21 protein-coding genes and 1 other RNA gene are annotated in these 23,169 nt (G+C 66.1%); 6 read left to right on the forward strand and 16 right to left on the reverse strand.

The window, feature by feature from the left end; translation table 11 throughout:
* Window positions 1–23: 23 nt before the first annotated feature.
* The 5 genes from hisS to ndk all read right to left on the reverse strand — a co-directional run bounded on the left by hisS (window position 24) and on the right by ndk (window position 5,608).
* Window positions 24–1,364 carry a histidine--tRNA ligase gene (gene hisS, locus LGM89_RS19655; protein ID WP_039360260.1) on the reverse strand — a complete coding sequence of 447 codons (1,341 nt, stop codon included), beginning with the start codon at window positions 1,362–1,364 and terminating at the stop codon, window positions 24–26.
* Between the two features lie 16 nt (window positions 1,365–1,380).
* Window positions 1,381–2,685, reverse strand: a complete 1,305-nt coding sequence (gene ispG, locus LGM89_RS19660; protein ID WP_089494984.1) for a flavodoxin-dependent (E)-4-hydroxy-3-methylbut-2-enyl-diphosphate synthase — start codon at window positions 2,683–2,685, stop codon at window positions 1,381–1,383.
* A gap of 112 nt (window positions 2,686–2,797) precedes the next feature.
* Window positions 2,798–3,823, reverse strand: a complete 1,026-nt coding sequence (locus tag LGM89_RS19665) for a helix-turn-helix domain-containing protein (RefSeq protein ID WP_089494985.1) — start codon at window positions 3,821–3,823, stop codon at window positions 2,798–2,800.
* 164 nt (window positions 3,824–3,987) lie between these two features.
* On the reverse strand, window positions 3,988–5,127 hold the full coding sequence (gene rlmN / locus LGM89_RS19670; RefSeq protein WP_069248105.1) for a 23S rRNA (adenine(2503)-C(2))-methyltransferase RlmN: 1,140 nt from the start codon (window positions 5,125–5,127) through the stop codon (window positions 3,988–3,990).
* Window positions 5,128–5,182: 55 nt separating this feature from the next.
* Window positions 5,183–5,608 (reverse strand): nucleoside-diphosphate kinase, encoded by a 426-nt coding sequence (ndk, locus tag LGM89_RS19675; protein WP_006478674.1) that lies wholly within the window; start codon window positions 5,606–5,608, stop codon window positions 5,183–5,185.
* Between the two features lie 249 nt (window positions 5,609–5,857).
* On the opposite strand from ndk, the gene LGM89_RS19680 reads away from it, so the two are divergent.
* On the forward strand, window positions 5,858–6,556 hold the full coding sequence (locus tag LGM89_RS19680) for a Bax inhibitor-1/YccA family protein (RefSeq protein ID WP_006761414.1): 699 nt from the start codon (window positions 5,858–5,860) through the stop codon (window positions 6,554–6,556).
* A gap of 63 nt (window positions 6,557–6,619) precedes the next feature.
* Here the strand turns inward: LGM89_RS19680 and rlmD are convergent, their stop codons facing one another.
* A complete protein-coding gene (gene rlmD / locus LGM89_RS19685; RefSeq protein WP_264171036.1) occupies window positions 6,620–8,074 on the reverse strand; it encodes a 23S rRNA (uracil(1939)-C(5))-methyltransferase RlmD in 1,455 nt (484 codons plus the stop codon).
* Window positions 8,075–8,239: 165 nt separating this feature from the next.
* Between rlmD and LGM89_RS19690 the strand changes: the two genes are divergently transcribed.
* On the forward strand, window positions 8,240–9,094 hold the full coding sequence (locus LGM89_RS19690; protein WP_226273855.1) for an endonuclease/exonuclease/phosphatase family protein: 855 nt from the start codon (window positions 8,240–8,242) through the stop codon (window positions 9,092–9,094).
* Between the two features lie 32 nt (window positions 9,095–9,126).
* Here LGM89_RS19690 and LGM89_RS19695 read toward each other — a convergent pair whose 3' ends face one another.
* From LGM89_RS19695 to ffs, 10 genes are all read right to left on the reverse strand, one after another.
* Window positions 9,127–9,903 carry a 3'-5' exonuclease gene (locus LGM89_RS19695; protein ID WP_039360281.1) on the reverse strand — a complete coding sequence of 259 codons (777 nt, stop codon included), beginning with the start codon at window positions 9,901–9,903 and terminating at the stop codon, window positions 9,127–9,129.
* A gap of 3 nt (window positions 9,904–9,906) precedes the next feature.
* Window positions 9,907–10,995 carry an RNA polymerase sigma factor RpoS gene (gene rpoS, locus LGM89_RS19700; RefSeq protein WP_089494987.1) on the reverse strand — a complete coding sequence of 363 codons (1,089 nt, stop codon included), beginning with the start codon at window positions 10,993–10,995 and terminating at the stop codon, window positions 9,907–9,909.
* A gap of 11 nt (window positions 10,996–11,006) precedes the next feature.
* Window positions 11,007–11,894: a peptidoglycan DD-metalloendopeptidase family protein gene (locus LGM89_RS19705; protein ID WP_089494988.1), complete on the reverse strand. Its 888-nt coding sequence runs from the start codon at window positions 11,892–11,894 to the stop codon at window positions 11,007–11,009.
* Between the two features lie 5 nt (window positions 11,895–11,899).
* On the reverse strand, window positions 11,900–12,832 hold the full coding sequence (locus LGM89_RS19710) for a protein-L-isoaspartate(D-aspartate) O-methyltransferase (protein ID WP_089494989.1): 933 nt from the start codon (window positions 12,830–12,832) through the stop codon (window positions 11,900–11,902).
* On the reverse strand, window positions 12,829–13,590 hold the full coding sequence (gene surE / locus LGM89_RS19715; RefSeq protein ID WP_089494990.1) for a 5'/3'-nucleotidase SurE: 762 nt from the start codon (window positions 13,588–13,590) through the stop codon (window positions 12,829–12,831). The genes LGM89_RS19710 and surE overlap by 4 nt, the downstream gene beginning before the upstream one ends.
* A gap of 222 nt (window positions 13,591–13,812) precedes the next feature.
* Window positions 13,813–15,018 (reverse strand): CaiB/BaiF CoA transferase family protein, encoded by a 1,206-nt coding sequence (locus tag LGM89_RS19720; RefSeq protein ID WP_089425563.1) that lies wholly within the window; start codon window positions 15,016–15,018, stop codon window positions 13,813–13,815.
* 136 nt (window positions 15,019–15,154) lie between these two features.
* Complete coding sequence (recR, locus tag LGM89_RS19725; RefSeq protein ID WP_006478665.1) at window positions 15,155–15,751, reverse strand: recombination mediator RecR; 597 nt, start codon at window positions 15,749–15,751, stop codon at window positions 15,155–15,157.
* A gap of 31 nt (window positions 15,752–15,782) precedes the next feature.
* Window positions 15,783–16,109, reverse strand: a complete 327-nt coding sequence (locus LGM89_RS19730; protein WP_006482124.1) for a YbaB/EbfC family nucleoid-associated protein — start codon at window positions 16,107–16,109, stop codon at window positions 15,783–15,785.
* 92 nt (window positions 16,110–16,201) lie between these two features.
* Complete coding sequence (locus tag LGM89_RS19735; RefSeq protein WP_226273711.1) at window positions 16,202–18,565, reverse strand: DNA polymerase III subunit gamma/tau; 2,364 nt, start codon at window positions 18,563–18,565, stop codon at window positions 16,202–16,204.
* Window positions 18,566–18,693: 128 nt separating this feature from the next.
* Window positions 18,694–18,792, reverse strand: an RNA gene (gene ffs, locus LGM89_RS19740) — signal recognition particle sRNA small type.
* A gap of 404 nt (window positions 18,793–19,196) precedes the next feature.
* Here ffs and trxA point away from each other — a divergent pair.
* The 4 genes from trxA (at window position 19,197) to LGM89_RS19760 (ending at window position 23,166) form a co-directional block, all read left to right on the forward strand.
* A complete protein-coding gene (trxA, locus tag LGM89_RS19745; protein WP_006402348.1) occupies window positions 19,197–19,523 on the forward strand; it encodes a thioredoxin TrxA in 327 nt (108 codons plus the stop codon).
* Between the two features lie 193 nt (window positions 19,524–19,716).
* Complete coding sequence (gene rho, locus LGM89_RS19750; RefSeq protein WP_006478662.1) at window positions 19,717–20,979, forward strand: transcription termination factor Rho; 1,263 nt, start codon at window positions 19,717–19,719, stop codon at window positions 20,977–20,979.
* Window positions 20,980–21,112: 133 nt separating this feature from the next.
* A complete protein-coding gene (locus LGM89_RS19755; protein WP_226207698.1) occupies window positions 21,113–21,613 on the forward strand; it encodes a MerR family transcriptional regulator in 501 nt (166 codons plus the stop codon).
* A complete protein-coding gene (locus LGM89_RS19760; RefSeq protein WP_226273712.1) occupies window positions 21,610–23,166 on the forward strand; it encodes an MFS transporter in 1,557 nt (518 codons plus the stop codon). The genes LGM89_RS19755 and LGM89_RS19760 overlap by 4 nt, the downstream gene beginning before the upstream one ends.
* The last annotated feature ends 3 nt before the right edge of the window (window positions 23,167–23,169 follow it).

The following is a 23,169-nucleotide window of genomic DNA, read 5'->3' on the forward strand; positions in this document are numbered from 1 at the left end:
TTGTCGAGCGGATGCCAGCGCGATCAGTCGTCGCCGTCTTCGGCGGATGCAACCATCGCATTGATTAGGAATTCGGTCAAGCCTTCGACCGGTACGGTCTGCTGAACGTTCTTTTCCCCGTCTCCGCCCGCACCGCGCAGCGCTTTCACGCCCACCGTGCCGTTTGCAACCTCTTCTTCACCGAAGATCACCGCGAACGCGGCGCCGCTTGCGTCGGCCCGTTTCATCTGCGACTTGAAGCTTGCCGGCGCGCCGTCGGCGCTGCAGTGGAAGATCACGTCGAGGCCCGTGTCGCGCAGGCGCTCGGCCGCGATGAACGCCTGTTCACGCGCGGTCTCGCCCTGGTGCACGACGTACACGTCGACGCCTTCCTGCTCGGGTGCGAGATCCTCTTCCTTCAACAGCTCGAGGATCCGCTCGATGCCCATCGCCCAACCGCATGCGGCGGTCGGCTTGCCGCCGAGCTGCTCGATCAGCGGATCGTAGCGGCCGCCGGCTGCGACCGTCCCCTGCGCGCCGAGCTTGTCGGTGACCCACTCGAACACGGTCAGGTTGTAGTAGTCCAGGCCACGCACGAGACGCGGGTTGATCTTGAACGGAATGTTGTTCGCGAGCAGCAGGCGCTGCAGCCCTTCGAAGTGCGCGCGCGATTCGTCGCCGAGGAAGTCGATCAGCTTCGGCGCGTTCTGCGCGATTTCCTGCAGCGCGGGGTTCTTCGTGTCGAGCACGCGCAGCGGGTTCGTATACAGGCGGCGCTTCGCATCCTCGTCGAGCACGTCGGCAAACTGCTCGAGGTACTTGATCAGTTCGACGCGATGCGCGGCACGCTCTTCGGCAAGGCCGAGCGAGTTGATCTCGAGCTTGATGCCGGTCAGGCCGAGGTCGTCCCACAGGCGCTGGCACATCATGATGATCTCGGCGTCCGCATCAGGACCCGCGAAGCCGAGCGCCTCGACGCCGACCTGGTGGAACTGACGATAGCGGCCGCGCTGCGGACGCTCGTGACGGAACATCGGCCCGATGTACCACAGGCGCTTCGGGCCGTCGTACAGCATGTTGTGCTCGATCGACGCCCGCACGACGGCCGCGGTATTTTCCGGGCGCATCGTCAGGTTTTCGCCGTTCAGCGCGTCGGTGAAGCTGTACATCTCTTTTTCGACGATGTCGGTGACCTCACCGATGCCGCGCGTGAAGAGCTGCGTGTGCTCGACGATCGGCGTGCGGATGTTCTGGTAACCGTAGGCGCGCAGCAGCGATTTCACCGTAGCTTCGAAGAACTCCCAAAGGCCGGCATCCTGCGGAAGGATGTCGTTCATGCCCTTGACGCCGGTGAGCTTCTCGATCTTGCGTTTTTGTTCAGTCATCGTGTGTGTGGACGAATTAGTTCGTGGCCTCAGCGCGGCCGTAGTTGCGTTCGACGTAGTCGCTGACGATCTGCTGGAATTCCTCGGCGATCCGCTCGCCGCGCAGCGTCTTGACCTTCTCGCCGTCGATGAAGACAGGCGCGGCCGGGTTCTCGCCCGAGCCCGGCAAGCTGATACCGATGTTCGCGTGCTTCGATTCGCCCGGGCCGTTGACGATGCAGCCCATCACCGCGACGTTCATTTTCTCGACGCCCGGATACTCTTTGCGCCAGACCGGCATCTGTTCGCGCAGGTAGGTCTGGATCTGCATCGCGAGTTCCTGGAACAGCGTGCTCGTCGTACGGCCGCAGCCCGGGCACGCGATCACCATCGGTGCGAACGAGCGCAGGCCCATCGTCTGCAGGATTTCCTGGCCGACGATCACTTCGCCCGTGCGCGACGCGCCCGGTTCCGGCGTCAGCGAGATGCGGATCGTGTCGCCGATCCCTTCCTGCAGCAGCACGCCGAGTGCAGCCGTCGACGCGACGATGCCCTTCGAGCCCATGCCGGCCTCGGTCAGCCCGAGGTGCAGCGCGAAGCCGCAGCGGCGGCTGAGTTCGCGGTACACGGCGATCAGATCCTGCACGCCGCTGACCTTGCACGACAGAATGATGCGGTCGCGGCCGAGACCGAGTTCGACCGCACGCTCGGCCGAGCCGATCGCCGACTGGATCAGCGCCTCGTACATCACGCTCTGCGCATCCCACGGCTGCGAACGCGCACCGTTCTCGTCCATCATGCGCGCGAGCAGGTCCTGGTCGAGGCTGCCCCAGTTCACGCCGATCCGCACCGGCTTGTCGTACTTGGCCGCCGCCTCGATCATCTGCGCGAACTGCGTATCGCGCTTCGCGCCCTGACCGACGTTGCCCGGGTTGATCCGGTACTTCGACAGCGACTCGGCGCAGCCCGGGTAGTCGCGCAGCAGCAGGTGGCCGTTGTAGTGGAAATCGCCGACGAGCGGCACGGTCACGCCCATGCGATCGAGCTGCTCGCGGATCGCCGGCACGGCGGCCGCGGCCTCCGGCGTGTTGACCGTGATGCGCACCAGTTCGGAGCCCGCGTTCGCGAGTTCCTTGATCTGGATTGCCGTGCCGATCGCGTCGGCCGTGTCGGTATTCGTCATCGACTGCACGCGCACGGGCGCGTCGCCGCCGATCGTCACGAGCTGCCCGCCCCAGCGGACATCCACCGCATGCGATACGCGGCGCGGCTGGTGCCCGCCGAACACCGGCTCGGTTGAACAAATCTGACTGCTGCGTGGGGATTGAGCTTCGGATTGCATCGATAGATCCATTTACGCGGAATGCGCCGCGACGCGGCGCATGAATTGAAAAAGCGCCGTGCCCTCGCGGCCTGTCGATATCGACGACAGGCCTTCGCCACGGCGCTTGACGTCAGGGCAACGTGAACCGCGCCACATTACCCCGCGCTGCCGAATATTTTGCCGGATCGACAGGTTTTCCGTCGAACGCGATCGCGTCGAGGCCCGCCTTGTTGCCGATCGTGACCTTGAACGGGCCGTCGCCGGCGACCTGCTTCGCCTCGCCGCCGTGCACCAGCCCGGAGAACAGTTCCTTGCCGCTCTTGTCGCGCACGCTGAACCAGCTGTCCTGCTTGACCTTCAGTTCGATCAGCGACTGGCCGGCCGCCACCGCGACGCTCGCCGGCTGGGCCGGCACGGCGGCGCTTGTCGCCGTCGTTGCCACGACGGGCTGCGATGCGGCTGCCGTCACGACCGGTGCCACGGGCGCAGGCGCCGGAGCAGCCGACGCAACCGCCGGCGCCGGGGCTGCAGACGCAACAGCCGGGGCCGGAACCTCATTCGCGACGACGGCAGACGCACCGCTCGAGGCCGCCTCTTCGACGGAAGACGATGAGGCGGCAGGCGCGCTCGCGGCCGACGCATGCTCGGCATCGCCGCTCTTGAAGCGCGCGAGCAGGCTCGACGAATCGCCGCCAGTGTGCCACATCAGTACGGCAACCACCGCGACGACGACGATCCCCGTGCCCCAGAGCCACGGGTGATGCCGCGACGACCCGCCCAGCGGAATCGACACGCGACCGCGCGGCAGATCCGTGCCCGACGACGCGGGCATCGACAGGTCGACTTCCGGCACCCCGCGCTCGCGGCGCAACGCCTGCGCGAACGGTTCCGGATCGACGCCGAGCATCTTCGCGTAGCTGCGCACGACACCGAGCGCGAACGTCACGCCGGGCAAATGGCTGATGTCACCAGCCTCGAGTGCCCGAAGCTTCTGCGGTGCGACCTTGAGTCGCGCCGACACGTCGTCGACGGTCCAACCCCGTGTCTCCCGAAGCTGCGCCAGTCGGCTGCCGACTGCCGCAAGCGATTCCAACCCTGCCGGTGCCGGCTTCGCGCCATTCGTCTCTGCGCCGTTAGACGGCTGCGGCTCACTCATCCTTGTCCTCGCGTCGATTCTTCTTCACTGGCGGCCGCCGCCGGTTCCCGCCGGCCGGCACCCGCAACTGTCCATACCATGCGCGACGCCGAGGCGCCGCGACCGATCGCTATTCGCGTGTTGTACCGCTTAAAGACCCTGGCATCCCCGGCCAGGCATCCCTGTCAAATCGCCCGAACTTCGATGATTTTTCCTGCTGCGCCCGTCCGTTCCGCGAGGCGCGTGCGGTCCTTCACTGCGCCGGCCAGCTGACCGCACGCGGCATCGATGTCGTCGCCGCGCGTCTTGCGCACGGTCGTGACGACACCCGCGTCGATGAGGACCTGTGCAAAGCGCTTGATCTGCTCCGGCTTCGAGCGGATGAGGCCCGATTCCGGAAACGGATTGAACGGGATCAGATTGAACTTGCACGGCACGTCGCGTGTGACGGCCAGCAGTTCGCGTGCATGCGCTTCGGTGTCGTTGACGCCGTCCAGCATGCAGTATTCGAAAGTGATGAAGTCGCGCGGCGCGACTTTCAGATAACGCTGGCAAGCCGCCATCAGCTCGCGCAGCGGATACTTCTTGTTGAGCGGCACCAGCTCGTCGCGCAACGGATCGTTCGGTGCGTGCAGCGACACGGCCAGCGCAACCGGCAGCTCGGCGCCGAGGCGGTCCATCATCGGCACCACGCCGGACGTCGACAGCGTGACGCGGCGGCGCGACAGGCCGTACGCGTTGTCGTCGAGCATCAGCCGCATCGCCGGCACGACCGCGCTGTAATTCAGCAGCGGCTCGCCCATGCCCATCATCACCACGTTGGTGACGACCCGTTCGGCCTTGCCGTTCGGGCCGGGCGCGCGGCCCAGGGACGCTCGCAACGCAAATTCGGCCATCCGGAGCTGGCCGATGATTTCGGCTGTCGACAGATTGCGGGAAAAGCCCTGCTTGCCCGTCGAACAGAAGCGGCAGTTGACCGCGCACCCGGCCTGCGACGACACGCACAGCGTGCCGCGCGTCTCTTCCGGGATGAACACGGTTTCGACCGCATTGCCGTTTCCGACATCGATCAGCCACTTGCGCGTGCCGTCGGTGGAAACGTGATCGCTGGCGATCTCGGGCATGCCGATCGACGCGCGGCCCTTGAGTTTTTCTCTCAAGGACTTCGCGAGATCGGTCATGCCGTCGAAGTCGCCAGCGTTGTACTGGTGGATCCAGCGCTGCAACTGCTTGGCGCGGAACGGCTTCTCGCCGAGGCTGCCGCAGTACGCGACAAGACCCTCGGCATCGAAGTCGAGAAGATTGACGGAAGTTTCGCTCGTCATGATGTGCTGCCTTGCCGCGTGCGCTGAATCCTGCCTACTTGCTGCCAGCCAGGGCTTAGCGCGAGTAAACGTTCATTTCCGGGAAGAAGAACGCGATTTCGACCGCTGCCGTTTCAGCAGCGTCCGAGCCGTGCACGGCGTTCGCGTCGATGCTGTCGGCGAAGTCGGCGCGGATCGTGCCCTTTTCTGCCTTCTTCGGATCCGTTGCGCCCATCAGGTCGCGGTTCTTCAGGATCGCGCCTTCACCTTCCAGAACCTGGATCATCACCGGGCCCGAGATCATGAAATCGACGAGGTCCTTGAAGAACGGACGCGCTGCGTGAACCGCGTAGAACTTCTCTGCGTCAGCACGCGACAGGTGCGCCATGCGCGATGCGACGATCTTCAGGCCGGCGCCTTCGAAACGGCTGTAGATCTGGCCGATCACGTTCTTTGCCACCGCATCCGGCTTGATGATCGACAGGGTGCGCTCGATTGCCATAAAAACTCCAAAAAATTAAGAAGTTACAGGTTCAAATGAATCCGCTATTGTAGCACGATCCCGTGTATCATTGCGATTGAACCCTTACACACGTGAAAGGTTCCGAATCCATATGTTTTGTGCTGCCTGGCCATTGAAACCTCCCGGCACGGAACGTATCTTAGCCATAGCTGCTCCGGTTTGCTGCGCCGCACACCGCGTGTGCCGAACCGGCCCCGGACGCCCACGCGTTCAATGTTAGGAGAAACCATGAACGACTATCCGTACAATTTCGGCCGCGGCGGTTCCGTCAGCACCGCCGAGGTTCGCAACCGCGTGCTGCGGAACACGTACTGGCTGCTCGCGCTGTCGATGGTGCCGACCGTGCTGGGCGCCTGGGTCGGCGTCGCGACGGGCTTCTCGCTGTTCGCGGCCACGAGCCCGATGATGAGCCTGCTCGCGTTCTTCGCGATCGCGTTCGGCTTCATGTTCGCGATCGAGCGGACCAAAAACAGCGCGGCCGGCGTATTCGTGCTGCTCGGCTTCACGTTCTTCATGGGCCTGATGCTGTCGCGGCTGCTGAGCTTCATCCTCGGCTTCTCGAACGGCCCGTCGTTGATCATGCTCGCGTTCGGCGGCACCGGCATCATCTTCGCCGCGATGGCGACGATCGCCACCGTCAGCAAGCGTGACTTCTCGGGGCTCGGCAAGTGGCTGTTCATGGGCGTGATCGTGATCCTGCTCGCCTCGGTCGCGAACATCTTCCTGCAACTCCCGGCGCTGATGCTCACCGTGTCGGTACTCGCGATCGCGATCTTCTCCGCCTACATGCTGTTCGACGTCCAGCGCGTCGTGAACGGCGGCGAGACGAACTACATCTCGGCCACGCTCGCGATCTACCTCGACCTGTACAACGTGTTCACGAACCTGCTCGCGCTGCTCGGCATCTTTGGCGGCAACCGCAACTGACGTTCGCTACCCCCCATGAAAAAACCGGCCCGCGGGCCGGTTTTTTTACGTCCGCCGCCTGACTCAGTCGCGCTCGAACAGCGCGATCGATTCGACGTGCGACGTATTCGGGAACATGTTCACGACACCGGCGCCCTTCAGGCGGTAGCCGGCCTCGTGCACGAGCAGGCCCGCGTCGCGCGCCAGCGTCGACGGGTTGCACGACACGTAGACGATGCGCTTCGGCAACGGGCCTTTACCGCTCTGCGCGATCTCGGCCAGCGCCTTCGACACCGCGAGCGCGCCTTCGCGCGGCGGGTCGATCAGGAACTTGTCGAATGCGCCGAGCGCACGCATGTCGTCGCCCGTCACTTCGAACAGGTTCCGGCATGCGAACGTCGTGTGGCCGTCGACACCGTTCTCGCGCGCATTCGCCAGCGCGCGCGTCGTCAGCGTATCGCTGCCTTCGATGCCCATCACCTCGCGCGACAGCCGCGCGAGCGGCAGCGTGAAGTTGCCGATCCCGCAGAACAGGTCGAGCACGCGGTCGTCGCGCGACGGCGCGAGCAGGCGCAGCGCGCGCCCCACCAGCACGCGGTTGATTTGATGATTGACCTGCGTGAAATCGGTCGGCTTGAACGGCATGCGGATGCCGAATTCCGGCAGCGTGTAGTCGAGCGATACGTCGAGCGGATAGAACGGCGTCACCGTGTCCGGCCCTTTCGGCTGCAGCCAGAACTGCACCTTGTGCTCGTCCGCGAACGCGCGCAGCAGCGCTTCGTCGTCCGCGTTGATCGGCTCCAGCACGCGCAGCACGAGCGCCGTGACTTCTGAACCGACCGCGAGCTCGATCTGCGGCATCCGATCGCGGATCGACAACCCCTCGACCAGCCGGCGCAGCGGCACGAGCATCGCCGACACGTGCGGCGGCAGCACTTCGCAGCTCGTCATGTCGGCGACGTAGCTGCTCTTCTTCTCGTGGAACCCGACCAGCACGCCGCCCTTCTTCGCGACGTTGCGCACGGTCAGGCGCGCGCGGTAGCGATAGCCCCACGACGGGCCGTGAATCGGCGCGAACATCGTTTCCGCGCGCAGCTTCGCGAGGTGCCACAGGTTGTCTTCGAGCACGCGCTGCTTGACCGCCACCTGCGCACGCATGTCGAGATGCTGCATCGAGCAACCGCCGCAGGTGCCGAAGAACGCGCATTTCGGCTTCGTGCGCATCACGCTCGGGCGCAGAATGTCGACGACCGTCGCCTGCTCGTAGCTCGGCTTGCGGCGGAAGCTCGAATAGGTCACACGCTCGCCCGGCAGCGCGCCCTCGACGAAGATGACCTTGCCCGGCTCGCCGTCCGCGGTGATCGTGCGGCCGACACCGCGCGCTTCCATGTCGAGCGATTCGATCTCGAGGACCGGGGCGATTCCGGGCGCGACGGGCGCGTTTCTTGATTTGCGCGCAGAAGTGGGGACGGCTTCGGACACCAGCTTTTCCTGACAAACGTTGAAGAAGGCGAGATTGTAGACGACGCAGGCCCGCATCGCCCGCTTTGCATGCGCCAAGCGCCGATACTTAAGCATAGACGGCCCGGCATTGCGCCGGAACGGCCAGACAGGCGGGCCCCCGAGAGCGCCAGCGGCCACGTGGCCCGTGGCGCCGACTCAGGTAAGCCCGGGCCCGAGATCCCCCCGACAGGAGATTCGACCATGCAACTGATCGACTGGAACATCCAATGGGGTCGGGACGCGGACGGCGGCGTCGATCTTGCGCGCACCGTCGCAGCGATCCGCGCGCTCGGCGACTTCGACGTGCTGTGCCTGCAGGAAGTCACGCGCGGCTTCGGCGCACTGCCCGGCCGGCCCGGTGCCGACCAGTTCGCCGAACTCGCAGCGCTGCTGCCCGGATATACGATCGTCGAAGCGATCGGTGCCGACTTGCCGCCCATTGAAACCGGCGCACCGCGCCGCCAGTTCGGCAACGCAATCGCGACCCGGCTGCCGGTCGGGCGCGTGCTCCGCCAGTTGCTGCCGTGGCCGGCCGACGCCGGCGCGCCGTCGATGCCGCGCGTCGCGCTCGACGTCGCGTTGCAGGCGCCCTTCGGGCCACTGCGGGTGGTCACCACGCATCTGGAATATTATTCGGCGCGCCAGCGGCTCGCCCAGGTCGACGCGTTGCGCGACCGGCACCGCGAGGCGTGCGCGCACGCGGCACGACCGGCGCCCGCCGAAAACGCAGAGGGGCCGTTCAGCGCAACCGGCCAGCCATGCGATGCGATCGTCTGCGGCGACTTCAACAGCGCGTTCGGCAGCGACGCCTATTGCCGACTCCTGGAGCCGATCTCGGACGCGCCGTGCTTCATCGACGCATGGGTCGCGCGACACCCGGGCCGCATGCCACCGCCGACGGCGGGTGTCTACGATACGGTGCAATGGTCGGAGGGGCCGCTCGCGTGCGACTTCGTGTTCGTGACCGATACGCTGCTGCCGCGCGTCATGCGCTGTGAAATCGACGGCGACGTGCGCGCGTCCGATCACCAGCCGGTGCTGCTCGAACTGGCCTGATCGCGCCGCCGGCCGCAGCGCACTCGCCCTCGCTATGCGTCGAAACCGGCCAGGTATTCGGCCCAGTGCGACGCAGGCTCCTGTGCAAGCGAGTTCTTCACGAGCAGGATCTCGTCCGCATACTCGCTCGGCGTCAGGCCGCCGCGCATCAACTGGAACCGGCAGTACAGCAGGTAGGTATTGACGACGTCGGTTTCGCAATAATTGCGGATTTCCTCGATTCGCCCGGCCTGGAACGCCGGCCACACCTGGCTGCCGTCCATGCCGAGCTTGCCCGGAAAGCCGCACATCTTCGCGAGCGCGTCGAGCGGCGCATTCGCGCGCGCCTGATACATCGCGAGCACATCCATCAGGTCGGTATGCCGGGAGTGGTAACGCGAGATGTAGTTGTTCCACTTGAAATCGCGGTCATCCTCGCCGAGATCCCAGTAGCGGCTCGCGGGGATGCCGTGCACGAGCGCGCGGTAATGGAGCACCGGCAGATCGAAGCCGCCGCCGTTCCACGACACGAGCTGCGGCGTGTATTTCTCGATCACGCGGTAGAACGACTGGATCAGCGTCGCTTCGTTGTCCTGCGGCGTACCGAGCGAGCGCACACGAAAACCGTTGTTGTCGCGGAACACGCAGGAAATCGCCGCGATGCGCTGCAGGTGGTGCGGCAGGAAATCGCCGCCGGTCTTCTCGCGACGGGCGGCGAATGCATGCTCGGCCACCGCGGCATCGTCGAGCGTCGCGGGCAGGTCTTCCAGACGGCGAATGCCGTCGACATCGGGAATCGTCTCGATGTCAAACACAAGAATCGGAGTCATCAGTTACAGAACGGCGTCCTTGCGCACACCGTTGGAGGCGAAAAACCGCTTGAGGCGCACCAGCGCTTCCTGCTGGATCTGGCGCACGCGCTCGCGCGTGAGCCCCATCTCGTCGGCCAGCTCCTCGAGCGTTGCCGGTTCGATGTGGTTCAGGCCGAAGCGGCGCTCGATCACATGCCGATGCTTGTCGGACAACCGCGACAGCCACGCGCGCGTCAGCGTCTCGAGCTCGCGGTGCTGAACCTCCGCGTCGGGCGACTGGCTCTGGTCGTCAGGCAGCAGGTCGAGCAGGCTGCTCGCGGGATCGAGGTCGAGCGGCGCGTCGAGCGACGCCGTGTGCTCGTTGAGCGCAAGGATGTCGGTGACTTCCTCGGCGGTCTTGCCGGTGAGATAGGCGATGTCGTCGATGCTGGCTTCGCGGCGCTCGGCCGCCTCGCCCGTCGACATCGAGTTCTTTTCGAGGTGGCGCTTCGCGCGCAGCACCTGGTTCAGTTCGCGGATCACGTGCACCGGCAGGCGCACCGTGCGGGCCTGGTTCATGATCGCGCGCTCGATGCTCTGCCGGATCCACCACGTCGCGTAGGTCGAGAAGCGGAAGCCGCGCGTCGGGTCGAATTTCTCGATGGCATGCATCAGGCCGAGGTTGCCTTCCTCGATCAGGTCGAGCAGCGGCACGCCACGGTTCAGATATCCCTTCGCGATGCTGACGACGAGACGCAGATTGCGCTCGATCATCACCTGCCGCGCCTCGAATTCGCCGGCCTTGGCCAGACGCGAATAGCGCTGCTCCTCCTCGACGGTGAGCAGCGGCTTCACGCTGATGCGGTTCAGGTAATGCTGGATCGTGTCGGCCGTGAGCTCGGCCTGCAGCATCGTGCGGAAATCGTCGACATCGGGCGCCGCCTCGACACGGCCTTCGCGCTCGTCGTCGCCACCGTCCGCGTCGGCGTCGCGTGCCTCGAGATCACGCTCGTTGTCCGCGACGTCGTCTTCGTCGTCCGTCGAAGCACCAGCTCGCCCCACCGATGCTTGCGTGGCTCGACTGATTTTCTCAGACTCGGCTTGCGGCTCGTGGCGCTTCGATTTCGGCATGGTCGTCTCGGTTATTGAGGCGGCAAATACTTCAGCGGATCGACAGGTTTACCCTGCCGGCGAACCTCGAAATGCAGCATCACGCGGTCGGAATCGCTGTTCCCCATCTCGGCGATCTTCTGCCCCTTCGTTACCGCGTCCCCCTCTTTTACCATCAAAGCGCGATTGTGTGCATACGCCGTGAGGTAAGTTGCATCGTGCTTGATGATAATGAGGTTGCCGTAGCCGCGCAGGCCATTGCCCGAGTAGACGACGCGACCGTCGGCCGCCGCCTTCACGGTCTCGCCGGCCGACCCGCCGATATTGACGCCCTTGTTCTTCGCGTCGTCGAAACCGTTCAGCACGGGACCGCGCGCGGGCCATGCGAACGTCACGGGGCCGCTCGGCGCGGCTGCCGTATCGCTCGATGCGGCTGCCGCGGCAGGCGGCGTCGCGACCGACGACGACGTGCCGGCGGCCGGCGTTGCCGGGCCGCTGCTGAGCGGCGCGGTCGCAACAGCGGCGCCCGCGATCGGTGCGGCGACCTGCGTGCCCGTAACGGCGGCACCAGCCTGCGGCGAAACGCGCAGCAGCTGGTCGACTTCAATCTGATTCGGGTTCGCCAGGTTGTTCCACGCGGCGATGTCGCGATAGTTCTGCCCGTTTTCGAGTGCGATCCGGTACAGCGTGTCGCCCGGCTTCACCCGGTAGTAACCCGGCGGCGCCGGAGGAAGCGGCGCCGCGGGCTGCGCGGTGCCGGTCGTGCCGAGCGAACCGGAGCGATCGACGACGGGCGCGTTGTCGAGCCGCGTCGCACAGGCGGCCAGAAGCGTGGAGAACGCAGCTACGCAGATCGCCCGCTGGGCGAGCGTGAGCGGTTCCCTGGAACGGTTGTTTTGCATCGCGCGCAACATACTCATCGGTTTCAAATTACTCCGGATTTTAAAGGGACAAAGAAAACGCGATCAAGCCGTGACTCTCGCCATTGCGCGTGCGCGACGCGCTCGACGAGCGTGAGCACCTGGTGCTGCCCGCTCTGCGCGCCGACCGGCGCGACGAGCCGCCCGCCGATCGCGAGCTGCTCGAGCAGCGCCTGCGGCACGTCGAGCCCTGCCGCCGCGATCACGATCGCGTCGAACGGGGCTGCGGACGGCAAGCCGACACGCCCGTCGCCGTAGTGCAGACGGATGTTCGGCACGCGCAGCGGCCGCAGGTTCAGCTTCGCGCGCTCGTAGAGCGGCTTGATGCGTTCAATCGAATACACGTCGCGTGCCACGTGGCTCAGCACGGCGGCCTGATAGCCGCAGCCCGTGCCGATCTCGAGAACGCGCTCGAGCGTGCGGCCGGCCATCGCGAGCTCGATCATGCGCGCGACGACCGACGGCTTTGAAATGGTCTGCTGGTGGCCGATCGGCAACGCCGAATCCTCGTAGGCCTGCGTCGCGAGCCCCGGATCCACGAACATGTGTCGCGGCACCGCGGCCATCGCTTCCAGCACACGCGCGTCGGTCACACCGTTCGCGCGCAGCCGTTCGACCATCCGTTCGCGCACGCGTTCCGACGTAAGCGCGAACGCGCCGGCCGGCGCGACGCTCGGTGCGGCCGGCTTCGGCATCGCCGGCTTCAGTGCGGTCGGCTTCGGCGCGGTCGCCGGCTTCGCGGCGGCGGAGCCGGGCAACGCCGATCGCGTCGCAGCGGGCTTCACCGCAACCGGTTTCAGCACGGCCGCAGGCTTGTCGGCGGCCTTCGATGCCGCAACCGCCGCATGGCGTTCGCCGGCCCGACCTTCCGACTTGCGTGGCGCTCGCTTGAGATCTTCGAGCGCGAGCGGGAACCGCTTCGCGCGCTCGCCGCTCATGAAGCCCGCCCTCCGGCGCGCGCCCATTCGCGCGTCGCGGACAGCATCTGCGTGTGCGTGAGGTCCAGCTGCAGCGGCGTGATCGACACGAAACCGTTTGCCACTGCATGAAAATCGGTGCCGTCGCTGGCGTCCAGCGCTTCGCCCGCCGCGCCGATCCAGTAGATCGGTTCGCCGCGCGGGTCGGTCTGGCGAATCACCGGCTGCGACGGATGACGCTTGCCGAGGCGCGTGACCTTCCAGCCTTTCAGTTCGTTATACGGCAGGTTCGGAATATTGACGTTGAGCAGCGGCTGGCCCGGCAGCGGATGCGCGAGAGAGTGCTCGACGATTTCCGCGGCGACGCGCGCGGCGTCCGCCAGATGGGCCCAGCCCTTGTCGACCAGCGAGAATGCGATGGCCGGCACGCCGAACATGATGCCCTCGGTGGCGGCCGCAACTGTCCCCGAATAGAGCGTGTCCTCGCCCATGTTCTGGCCGTTGTTGATCCCGGAAACGACGAGGTCCGGCCTGGCGTCGGCCATCCCCGTCAACGCGACGTGTACCGAATCGGTCGGCGTGCCGTTCACGTAGAAGAAACCCGTACTCGCCGCGCGCTGCACCGACAGCGGCCGCGACAGCGTGAGGGAATTCGACGCGCCGCTGCAGTTCTGCTCGGGCGCGATCACCGTGAGCTCGGCCAGCGGCTGCAGCGCGTCGCTGAGCGCGGCGAGACCGGGGGCGAGATAGCCGTCGTCGTTGCTGAGTAGGATTCGCATCCGGCGATTGTAACCGAGGAAAGATGGCGCGAGAGCGACAGTCCGGCGACTGCGGAGCGACGGCTGCGGGCACCCGGACACGCTGCGCCGCCGCGTTGCGGCGCGGCGTTCCGCGTGCTCAGGAAAACGTCGCGCCGCCCCGGGTTTCCCCCCGCCAACGGAGCGCCCTGGCAGAATGCGCCGTTCCGGAAGCCCGGCGCGAAGCGACAGGCCCGAGGGTGGTCAAATCGCGCCCGCTTCGCGCAGTGCGGCAATCGCCGGCGCGTCGTAGCCGAGGCCGCGCAGCACCTCGTCCGTATGCTCGCCGAGCTCGGGCCCGAGCCAGCGCGTTTCGCCCGGCGTGTCGGACAGCTTCGGCGTGATGTTCGGCAACGGAATGTCGGTGCCGTCGGCCAGCTTGAAGCGCTGGATCATCTGCCGCGCGACGAACTGCGGATCGGTAAACATGTCGGCGGCGCTGTAGATGCGGCCGGCGGGCACGTCGGCCGCGTTGAGCACGACGAGAGCTTCTTCGATCGTGCGCGGCGCAAGCCACGCGGCAATCGCGTCGTCGATCTCCTGCGTGCGCGGCACGCGCCCGTCGTTTTGCGCGAGCGCAGGATCGTCCGCGAGGTCGTCGCGCTCGATCGCCTTCATCAGCCGCTTGAAGATCGGGTCGCTGTTGCCGCCGATCACGATGCTGCCGTCGCGGCACGCATACGTATTCGACGGCACGATGCCCGGCAGCGACGCGCCGGTGCGCTCGCGCACCATCCCGTACACGCCGTATTCGGGCACGACGCTTTCCATCATGTTGAAGACGGCTTCATACAGTGCAACGTCGACCACCTGCCCCGCCCCGCCGTTGACCTTGCGGTGATGCAGCGCCATCAGCGCGCCGATCACGCCGTGCAGCGCGGCGATCGAATCGCCGATCGAGATGCCGATGCGCGGCGGCGGCAGTTCGGGATAGCCGGTGATGTGACGCAGCCCGCCCATCGATTCGGCGATCGCGCCGAAGCCGGGCCGGTCGCGGTACGGGCCGGTCTGCCCGTAACCGGACAGGCGCACCATCACGAGGCCCGGGTTCTCGGCCGACAGCACGTCGTAGCCGAGCCCGAGCTTTTCGAGCAGGCCCGGGCGGAAATTCTCGATCACGATGTCGGCCTCGCGCGCGAGTTGCCGCGCGATCGCCTTGCCGGCGTCGGCCTTCAGGTTGAGCGTGACCGATTTCTTGTTACGCGCCTGGACGGACCACCACAGCGACGTGCCGCCCTGCTCCGGATGGAGCTTGCGCCACTTGCGCAGCGGGTCGCCACCGTTCGGATCCTCGATCTTGATCACTTCCGCGCCGAATTCGGCGAACAGCCGCGACGCGAACGGTCCCGCGATCAGCGTTCCGAATTCGAGCACTTTGACGCCCGCGAGCGGGCCCTGGCTGGTGCTCATGTGTCTCCTAGGGTCTGTTTACATATGGAACGTGCATGCGTTGCCACGAGAACGGCCGCTCGCGAGGCGCGCGACGCCGCGAATACTGACGTATCGCCAAGGAGCGCAACGCGGCGAGCGGCCGGCGGCGCCCGGCTTACATCGTGCGGCGGTCGAGCATTGCGCGGGCGATGGTGCCCGCGTCGACGTATTCGAGCTCCCCGCCCACCGGCACGCCGCGCGCGAGGCGCGTGACCGCGAGCCCGCGCGCCTTCAGCGTCTGGCCGAGGTAGTGCGCGGTGGCTTCGCCTTCGTTCGTGAAGTTGGTCGCGAGCACGACTTCCTTGACGACACCATCGGACGCGCGCCGCACGAGGCGGTCGAAATGGATTTCCTTCGGGCCGATCCCGTCGAGCGGGCTCAGCCGGCCCATCAGCACGAAATACAGCCCGCGGTAAGTCATCGTCTGCTCGAGCATGATCTGGTCGGCAGGCGTCTCGACGACGCACAGCAGCGTCGGATCACGCTCTTCGTCGCTGCAGACCTCGCAGATCTGCGCTTCGGTGAACGTGTTGCACTTTTCGCAGTGCTGCAGGTGCTCGGTCGCGAACAGCAGCGACCGGCCGAGCCGCTCCGCACCCTCCCGATCGTGCTGCATCAGGTGGACCGCCATGCGCTGGGCGGATTTCGGCCCGACGCCGGGCAGCACGCGTAACGCTTCGACGAGCGCGGACAGGGCGGACGGCTGTTTCATACGGCAGCAAAAAGTGACACGGACGCTACGCTCAGAACGGCAGCTTGAAGCCCGGGGGCAACGGCAGGCCCGACGTCATGCCGCTCATCTTTTCCTGCGACGTCGCTTCGGCCTTGCGCACGGCGTCGTTGAACGCAGCCGCGACGAGATCCTCGAGCATGTCCTTGTCGTCCGCGAGCAGGCTCGGGTCGATCGACACGCGACGCACTTCATTGCGGCACGTCATCGTCACCTTGACGAGGCCGGCGCCCGACTGCCCTTCGACTTCGATCAGCGCAAGCTGCTCCTGCATCTTCTTCATGTTTTCCTGCATTTGCTGCGCTTGCTTCATCAGTCCGGCGAGGTTGCCTTTCAACATGGGAATACTCCTTCTTGATCGTGTGAAAACCGGCACGCGGCGCGTGCCGGCCAATGTGTGGGCGTGATTGTGCCTGTCGCGGGGCGCTCAGTTCAATGCAGCGTCGGCGGCGGGCCGTCCGGCGCCGCGTCGGCGAGCGGGCGCACCGAACCCTCGACGATACGCGCACCGAAATCGCGCACGAGCTGCTGAACGAACGGATCGCCGTGAATCTCCTGCTCGGCCTCACGCTGGCGTGCCGCGCGCGCGGCCGCATCGAGCGCCGCCGCCGTACGCCGCGCGGGCCCGACTTCGACGGCCACCTCGACCGGCTTGCCGAGCGCATCGGCCAGCGCGGCCTTCAGCTTCGCCACCTGCGCGGCGTCCGCATATTGCGGCACCGGCACGGAAAGTTTCAACGTGGTCGCATCGACCGCCGTCAGTTCACTGTTGAACGCGAGCTGGTAGGCGACGCCCTTGAGCGGCAGCTGTGCGGCCAGCGCCGGCCATTCGCCGTCGAAACCGACCGGATCGAGTGCGATCGCGGGCGGCAACGGACGCGTGTCGACCGGTGCGGACGGACGGGTTTCCGCCGGCTTCGGCGTGACGCGCACGTCGTCGGGGCCGCTGTCGAACACCGGCACGAAGCCATCGTCGGGCGGGCCGCCGAACATTTCGTCGGCACTGAGCGGCACGTAGTCGTCGGGTGGAATGTCCTCCCACGGCGGCGACGCCTGGCGCGAATCGGCCGCCTGCGGCGCACGGGCCGCAGCGCGCGGCGTCGGCACCTGGACGGCGGCGGGACGCGGCACGGCCGGCTTCTCGGCGGCCGGCTGGGCTGCCGGTTTCGCGGCGGCGGCGCCTGCGCGCCCGCGATCGGACGACACGCGCATCCCCGCATTGCGCAGCACGTCGAGCGCGGCGGCGGCGCCTCCGGAACGCGCCGACGGACGCGCGGCGGGCTCAGGCGGCGCAGCGCGCGGCATCGGTTCGGCCGGCGCAGCCGGCTCGTCGCTTCGCTGCGCAACGGCGGCGGGCGGCTCGGGTTCCTTGCGGACAGGCGTCGGGTGATCGCCGGCCGGCTCCGCTTGCGGTACTGCAGCCGTCTGCGGCTGCGGCGTTTCGATGACTGGCGCGTCAACCGGGGCCGGCGCGGCTGCTTCGACGACAGCCGGTTTCACGGCCGGCCGGTCTGTTTCGTCGCCGGACTGCACCGGCGCTGCGCGCACAACGGGTGCCGCCGGCGCTGCCGGGGCAATTGCCTGCGGCCGCGCTGCTGCGGCAGGTGCAGCCGATACCGGCTTCGCCGTAGCGGCCGATGCCGCCGCCACGCGCGAGCCAGGCACCGCGCGCGGTGCGGACGGCTGGCCGACCGGCGCACTGCCGGCGGCAACCGCCGGCTCGAACGCAAGCATCCGCAGCAGCGTCATCGTGAAACCGGCGTACTCGTCCGGCGCCAGGCCGAGCTCGGCGCGACCGACCGTCGCGATCTGATAGAACAACTGGACCTGCTCGGGGCTCAGCGTCTCGGCGAAGCGGCGCAGGTCGCCCGCTTCGGGCCATTCGTCGAGCACCGAGCCCGGTGCGAACTGCGCCCACGCGATGCGATGCAGCAGGCTCGCGAGATCCTGCAGCGCGGTCGAGAACGACAGGCTGCGCAGCGACATCTCATCGGCAATCGCGAGGATTTCCGGGCCGCCGCCTGCGGCGAGCGCGTCGAGCAGACGCACCATGTAAGTCTGGTCGAGCGCGCCGAGCATGCCCGACACGGCCGACTCGGTCACCTCGTTCGCCGAATAGGCGATCGCCTGGTCGGTGAGCGACAGCGCATCGCGCATGCTGCCCTGCGCGGCGCGCGCGAGCAGGCGCAGCGCCTGCGGCTCGAACGTGATCTGCTCTTCGCCGAGGATCCGTTCGAGATGCGACACGATGTGCCCGGCCGGCATCTGCTTCAGGTTGAACTGCAGGCAGCGCGACAGCACGGTGACGGGGATCTTCTGCGGATCGGTGGTCGCGAGGATGAACTTGACGTGCGGCGGCGGCTCCTCGAGCGTCTTCAGCATCGCGTTGAACGCGTGATTCGTCAGCATGTGCACTTCGTCGATCATGTAGACCTTGAAGCGCGCATCGACGGGCGCGTACACCGCGCGCTCGAGCAGCGCGGCCATTTCGTCGACGCCGCGGTTGCTCGCGGCATCCATCTCGACGTAATCGACGAAACGCCCTTCGTCGATTTCGCGACAGGCGCGACACACGCCGCACGGCTGCGACGTGATGCCGGTTTCACAATTGAGTGCCTTGGCAAAGATCCGCGACAGCGTCGTCTTGCCGACACCGCGGGTTCCGGTAAACAGATAGGCGTGATGGAGACGCCCGCCGTCGAGCGCGTGCGTAAGCGCCCTGACGACGTGCTCCTGGCCGACGAGCGAAGCGAAATCCTTCGGACGCCACTTGCGTGCGAGAACTTGATAGGTCATCGGGAAATTGTATCAGTAACGCTGCGTCGCGCCGACACGCGAAACGGTGCGGAAGACAGGCAAACGCGCAGGTAAAACGGAGTGGGGTGCAGAAATAAAAAACGCCCGGCGAACGGGGCGAGATGGAAGGTGACGAGCCCAACCCTCGGCACTGGCGGAAAACGATTGTGGCTGCTTCGTTCCCGACCTGACCAGGTTCACCGCCCCACCATGCGAGGAGGCCCGTCACGGCATATTCTATCACCGCTTCCGGATGAATGCGACCGTTTGTTCGCATCAATGCGAATATGACCCGACAAACCGACGCGCATCGGGCCATGCAGCCCACCCGACGCGAATGACCTGCGCGTCCGCCCCTTGTAATTTGCAAGCCGGCCTCCACCTGCTGGACACAACGGTCGAACGCCGCGTCGTACCCCTACTCGCGTAGCGGCTACTATCGCCGCCCGCAGCAGATAGCAATTTAGGCTAATATGACGCCCGAACGACCCGCGAGCCGCGGCATGCAGCGCTTACACGCCTCCTTTCCGGAGAGTGGAGTGACCTGCCGCAGCGGCCGGCCCCCCAACGGCGGCCGGTACGCCGCAACGCGCAAGCAGGCAGTCCCCGAACCGTAAGAGGTATTGACCCAATGAGCGAACAGATCAAACACATCAGCGACGCATCGTTCGAACAGGACGTCGTCAAATCCGACAAGCCCGTGCTCGTCGATTTCTGGGCCGAATGGTGCGGCCCGTGCAAAATGATCGCCCCGATCCTGGATGAAGTCGCGAAGGACTACGGCGACAAGCTGCAGATCGCGAAGATCAACGTCGACGACAACCAGGCGACGCCTGCGAAGTTCGGCGTGCGCGGCATCCCGACGCTGATCCTGTTCAAGAACGGCGCGGCCGCCGCGCAGAAGGTCGGCGCGCTGTCGAAGTCGCAGCTCACCGCATTCCTGGACAGCCACCTGTAATACAGGCCGTTCCGCGGACGTGTTGTCAGCCGGCAACACGTCCGTCGACAAGCCGCCGATCGCTCGCTCAAGCGCGAATCGGCCTATGCTAGAATTAAAAAACGTCTACAAGACGCATTTAAGTCTCTGAGCGCTTCCGCTCGCCCTCCTCCCTTTATTTCTTTCGTCGTCTCCTCCCTGGCGGGTTCTCCGTATGCATTTATCCGAGCTCAAGTCTCTGCACGTCTCCGAACTGATCGAAATGGCCAATGGCCTGGAGATCGAAAACGCGAACCGCCTGCGCAAGCAGGAGTTGATGTTCGCCATTCTCAAAAAGCGCGCCAAGACGGGTGAGACGATCTTCGGCGACGGTACGCTCGAAGTGCTGCCGGACGGCTTCGGCTTCCTGCGCTCGCCGGAAATGTCGTACCTCGCGAGCACCGACGACATCTACATCAGCCCGTCGCAGATCCGCCGCTTCAACCTGCACACCGGCGACACCATCGAAGGTGAAGTCCGCACGCCGAAGGACGGCGAGCGCTACTTCGCGCTGGTGAAGGTCGACAAAGTCAACGGGCAGCCGCCCGAGGCCTCGAAACACAAGATCATGTTCGAGAACCTCACGCCGCTGCACCCGAACAAGCCGCTGTCGCTCGAACGCGAAATGCGCGGCGAGGAAAACGTCACGGGCCGCATCATCGACATGATCGCGCCGATCGGCAAGGGCCAGCGCGGCCTGCTCGTCGCGTCGCCGAAGTCGGGCAAGACCGTGATGCTCCAGCACATCGCACACGCGATCAAGCAGAACCACCCGGACGTGATCCTGTTCGTGCTGCTGATCGACGAGCGCCCTGAAGAAGTGACCGAAATGCAGCGCTCGGTCGCCGGCGAAGTGATCGCATCGACGTTCGACGAACCGGCCACGCGCCACGTCCAGGTCGCCGAAATGGTGATCGAGAAGGCCAAGCGCCTCGTCGAAATGAAGCACGACGTCGTGATTCTGCTCGACTCGATCACGCGTCTCGCACGCGCATACAACACCGTGATCCCGGCATCGGGCAAAGTGCTGACGGGTGGTGTCGACGCGAACGCACTGCAACGTCCGAAGCGCTTCTTCGGCGCGGCGCGCAACATCGAGGAAGGCGGTTCGCTGACGATCATCGGCACCGCGCTGATCGAAACCGGCAGCCGCATGGACGACGTGATCTACGAAGAGTTCAAGGGCACCGGCAACATGGAAGTGCACCTCGAGCGCCGTCTCGCGGAAAAGCGCGTGTATCCGTCGATCAATCTGAACAAGTCTGGCACGCGTCGCGAAGAAATGCTGATCAAGCCCGAGATCCTTCAGAAGATCTGGGTGCTGCGCAAGTTCATCCACGACATGGACGAAGTCGAAGCGATGGAATTCCTGCTCGACAAGATCCGCCAGACGAAGAGCAACTCCGAGTTCTTCGACCTGATGCGCCGCGGCGGCTGATCACCGTCGCTCCGCGCCCCAAAAACGGCCGCCCGCGCATCTTGCCCGGCGGCCGTTTTTCGGCGCCAACCTGAACGTGAACGTACAGGTTGATCTATAATCGCGCCATCGCTCGAACCCCATCCTCCTCCCGATGCCGAATGACACCTCCACCCCGCTGCTGACCGTGAGCGATGCGGCGTCACGGCTCGGCGTCACGCCGCGCACGCTGAAGTATTACGAAGAGCGCGGGCTCGTCACGCCGTCGCGCAGCGAAGGCCGCTACCGCCTGTACGACGAGGCCGACCTCGAGCGCTTCGCACGCATCCTGCGGCTGCGCGCGCTCGGTTTTTCGCTGCACGGCATCACCGAGATGCTGAAGCGCCCGCTGGAAGAAACGGGCGACGGCCGGCGCCGCTATTCGGACGCGTCGCTGCGCGAGATCCGCGCCGGCCTCGCCGAGCAGGTCGACACGCTCGACCGGCGGATCGCGGCCGTCCAGCGCGAACTGAAGGAAGCCGTCGCGCTGCGCAAGGAACTGCAGCACGACATCGACTACGTCGAACGGCGTCTTGCCGGCGAAAACGCCGATGCGCTGATCGCGCAGCGGCAGGCCGAAGCCGGCACGCGGCGCGCGCGCAAGGCGCGCGAGTGAGCGCGATGCCCGGTCGCTCGCCACTGTGGAGCCGCGCGAACCTGCGTGCGGACCTGTTCCCGTGGGCGCTCGCACTCGTTACCGGCATCGACTACTTCGACAACGCGATCTTCTCGTTCTTCGCGAGCTACATCGCGGGCGGCATCAACGCATCGCCCGATGAACTCGTGTGGTCGTCGAGCGCCTACGCGGTCACCGCCGTGCTCGGCATCCTGCAGCAGCAATGGTGGGTCGACCGGCTCGGCCATCGCCGCTACGTCGCCGGCTGCATGCTGATGTTCTCGTTCGGCGCGATCGCGGCCGCGCTCGCCGACACGTCGCTCGAGCTCGCGTTCGCGCGCGGCTTTCAGGGTTATTTCATCGGCCCGATGATGGGCGCGTGCCGGATCCTGATCCAGATCAGTTTCAAACCGCAGGAACGGCCGCCCGCAACGCGCGCGTTCCTGATCATGATCCTGCTCGGCAGCGCGCTCGCGCCGATCGTCGGCGGCCTGCTCGTCGCGCACTCGACGTGGCGCGCGCTGTTTGCGTGCTCGGCGCCGGCCGGCATTGCGTTCGCGATCCTCGCGCTACTCACGCTGCCCGATTCGGGCCGGACACCCGACGACGAACGCGGCTCCGGACACTTCTGGCCGTATGTCGTGTTCGCGCTCGCGCAAGGTGCGCTGCAGATCGTGCTGCAGCAGGTGCATTACCAGCTCTATAGCGGCTCGCCGATGCTGATCCTGCTGACGATCGCAGGGATCGGCGCGCTTGCGTGGTTCGCGTATCACCAGTGGCATCATCCGACGCCGCTCGTGCGCCTGCACGCGTTCCGCGAGCGGACGTTCCAGGTCGGGCTGCTGCTCTATATGTTCTATTACTACGAGTCGACGGGCTTCAGTTACCTGACGTCGCGTTTTCTCGAAAGCGGGCTCGGCTATCCGGTCGAAAACGCCGGGCGACTGGTGGGCACGATGTCGCTGATTTCGGCCACCGCGCTGTTCGCGTACCTGCGTTACGCGAAATTCGTCACGCACAAGAAGTGGTTCGTCGTGCCGGGGTTCGCGGTCGCGATCACGGCCGCGCTGTGGATGACGCGGATGACGCCGCAGGTCGGCGAAGCCGCGCTGATCGTCCCGCTGCTGCTGCGCGGATTGCTGCTGCTCTTCATCGTGCTGCCCGTGGCCAACCTGACGTTCCGGATCTTCGCGATCGACGAATATACGCACGGCTACCGGTTGAAGAACATCGTGCGGCAACTGACGATCTCGTTCGCGACGTCGTCGGTGATCATCGTCGAACAGCACCGCGTGGCCGTGCACCATACGCGGCTCGTCGAGCGTGCAAATGTGTTCGATCCGCTGTTCCAGCAGACCGTCGATGCGCTGACGCACAGCTATGCCGCCGCCGGTCATGCGCTGAGCGAGGCGCACGGCCTGGCGATCGCGTCGATCGCGCGCATGGTCGCGCAACAGGCGTCGTTCCTCGCGTCGCTCGACGGCTTTTACTTCCTGGCGGGCGTGGCGCTCGTCGGCGGCCTCTTTGCGGCATGGCAAAAAGAGATCGATTGAGTT

This window comes from Burkholderia sp. AU31624, assembly GCF_020420065.1.
Lineage (GTDB): Bacteria > Pseudomonadota > Gammaproteobacteria > Burkholderiales > Burkholderiaceae > Burkholderia.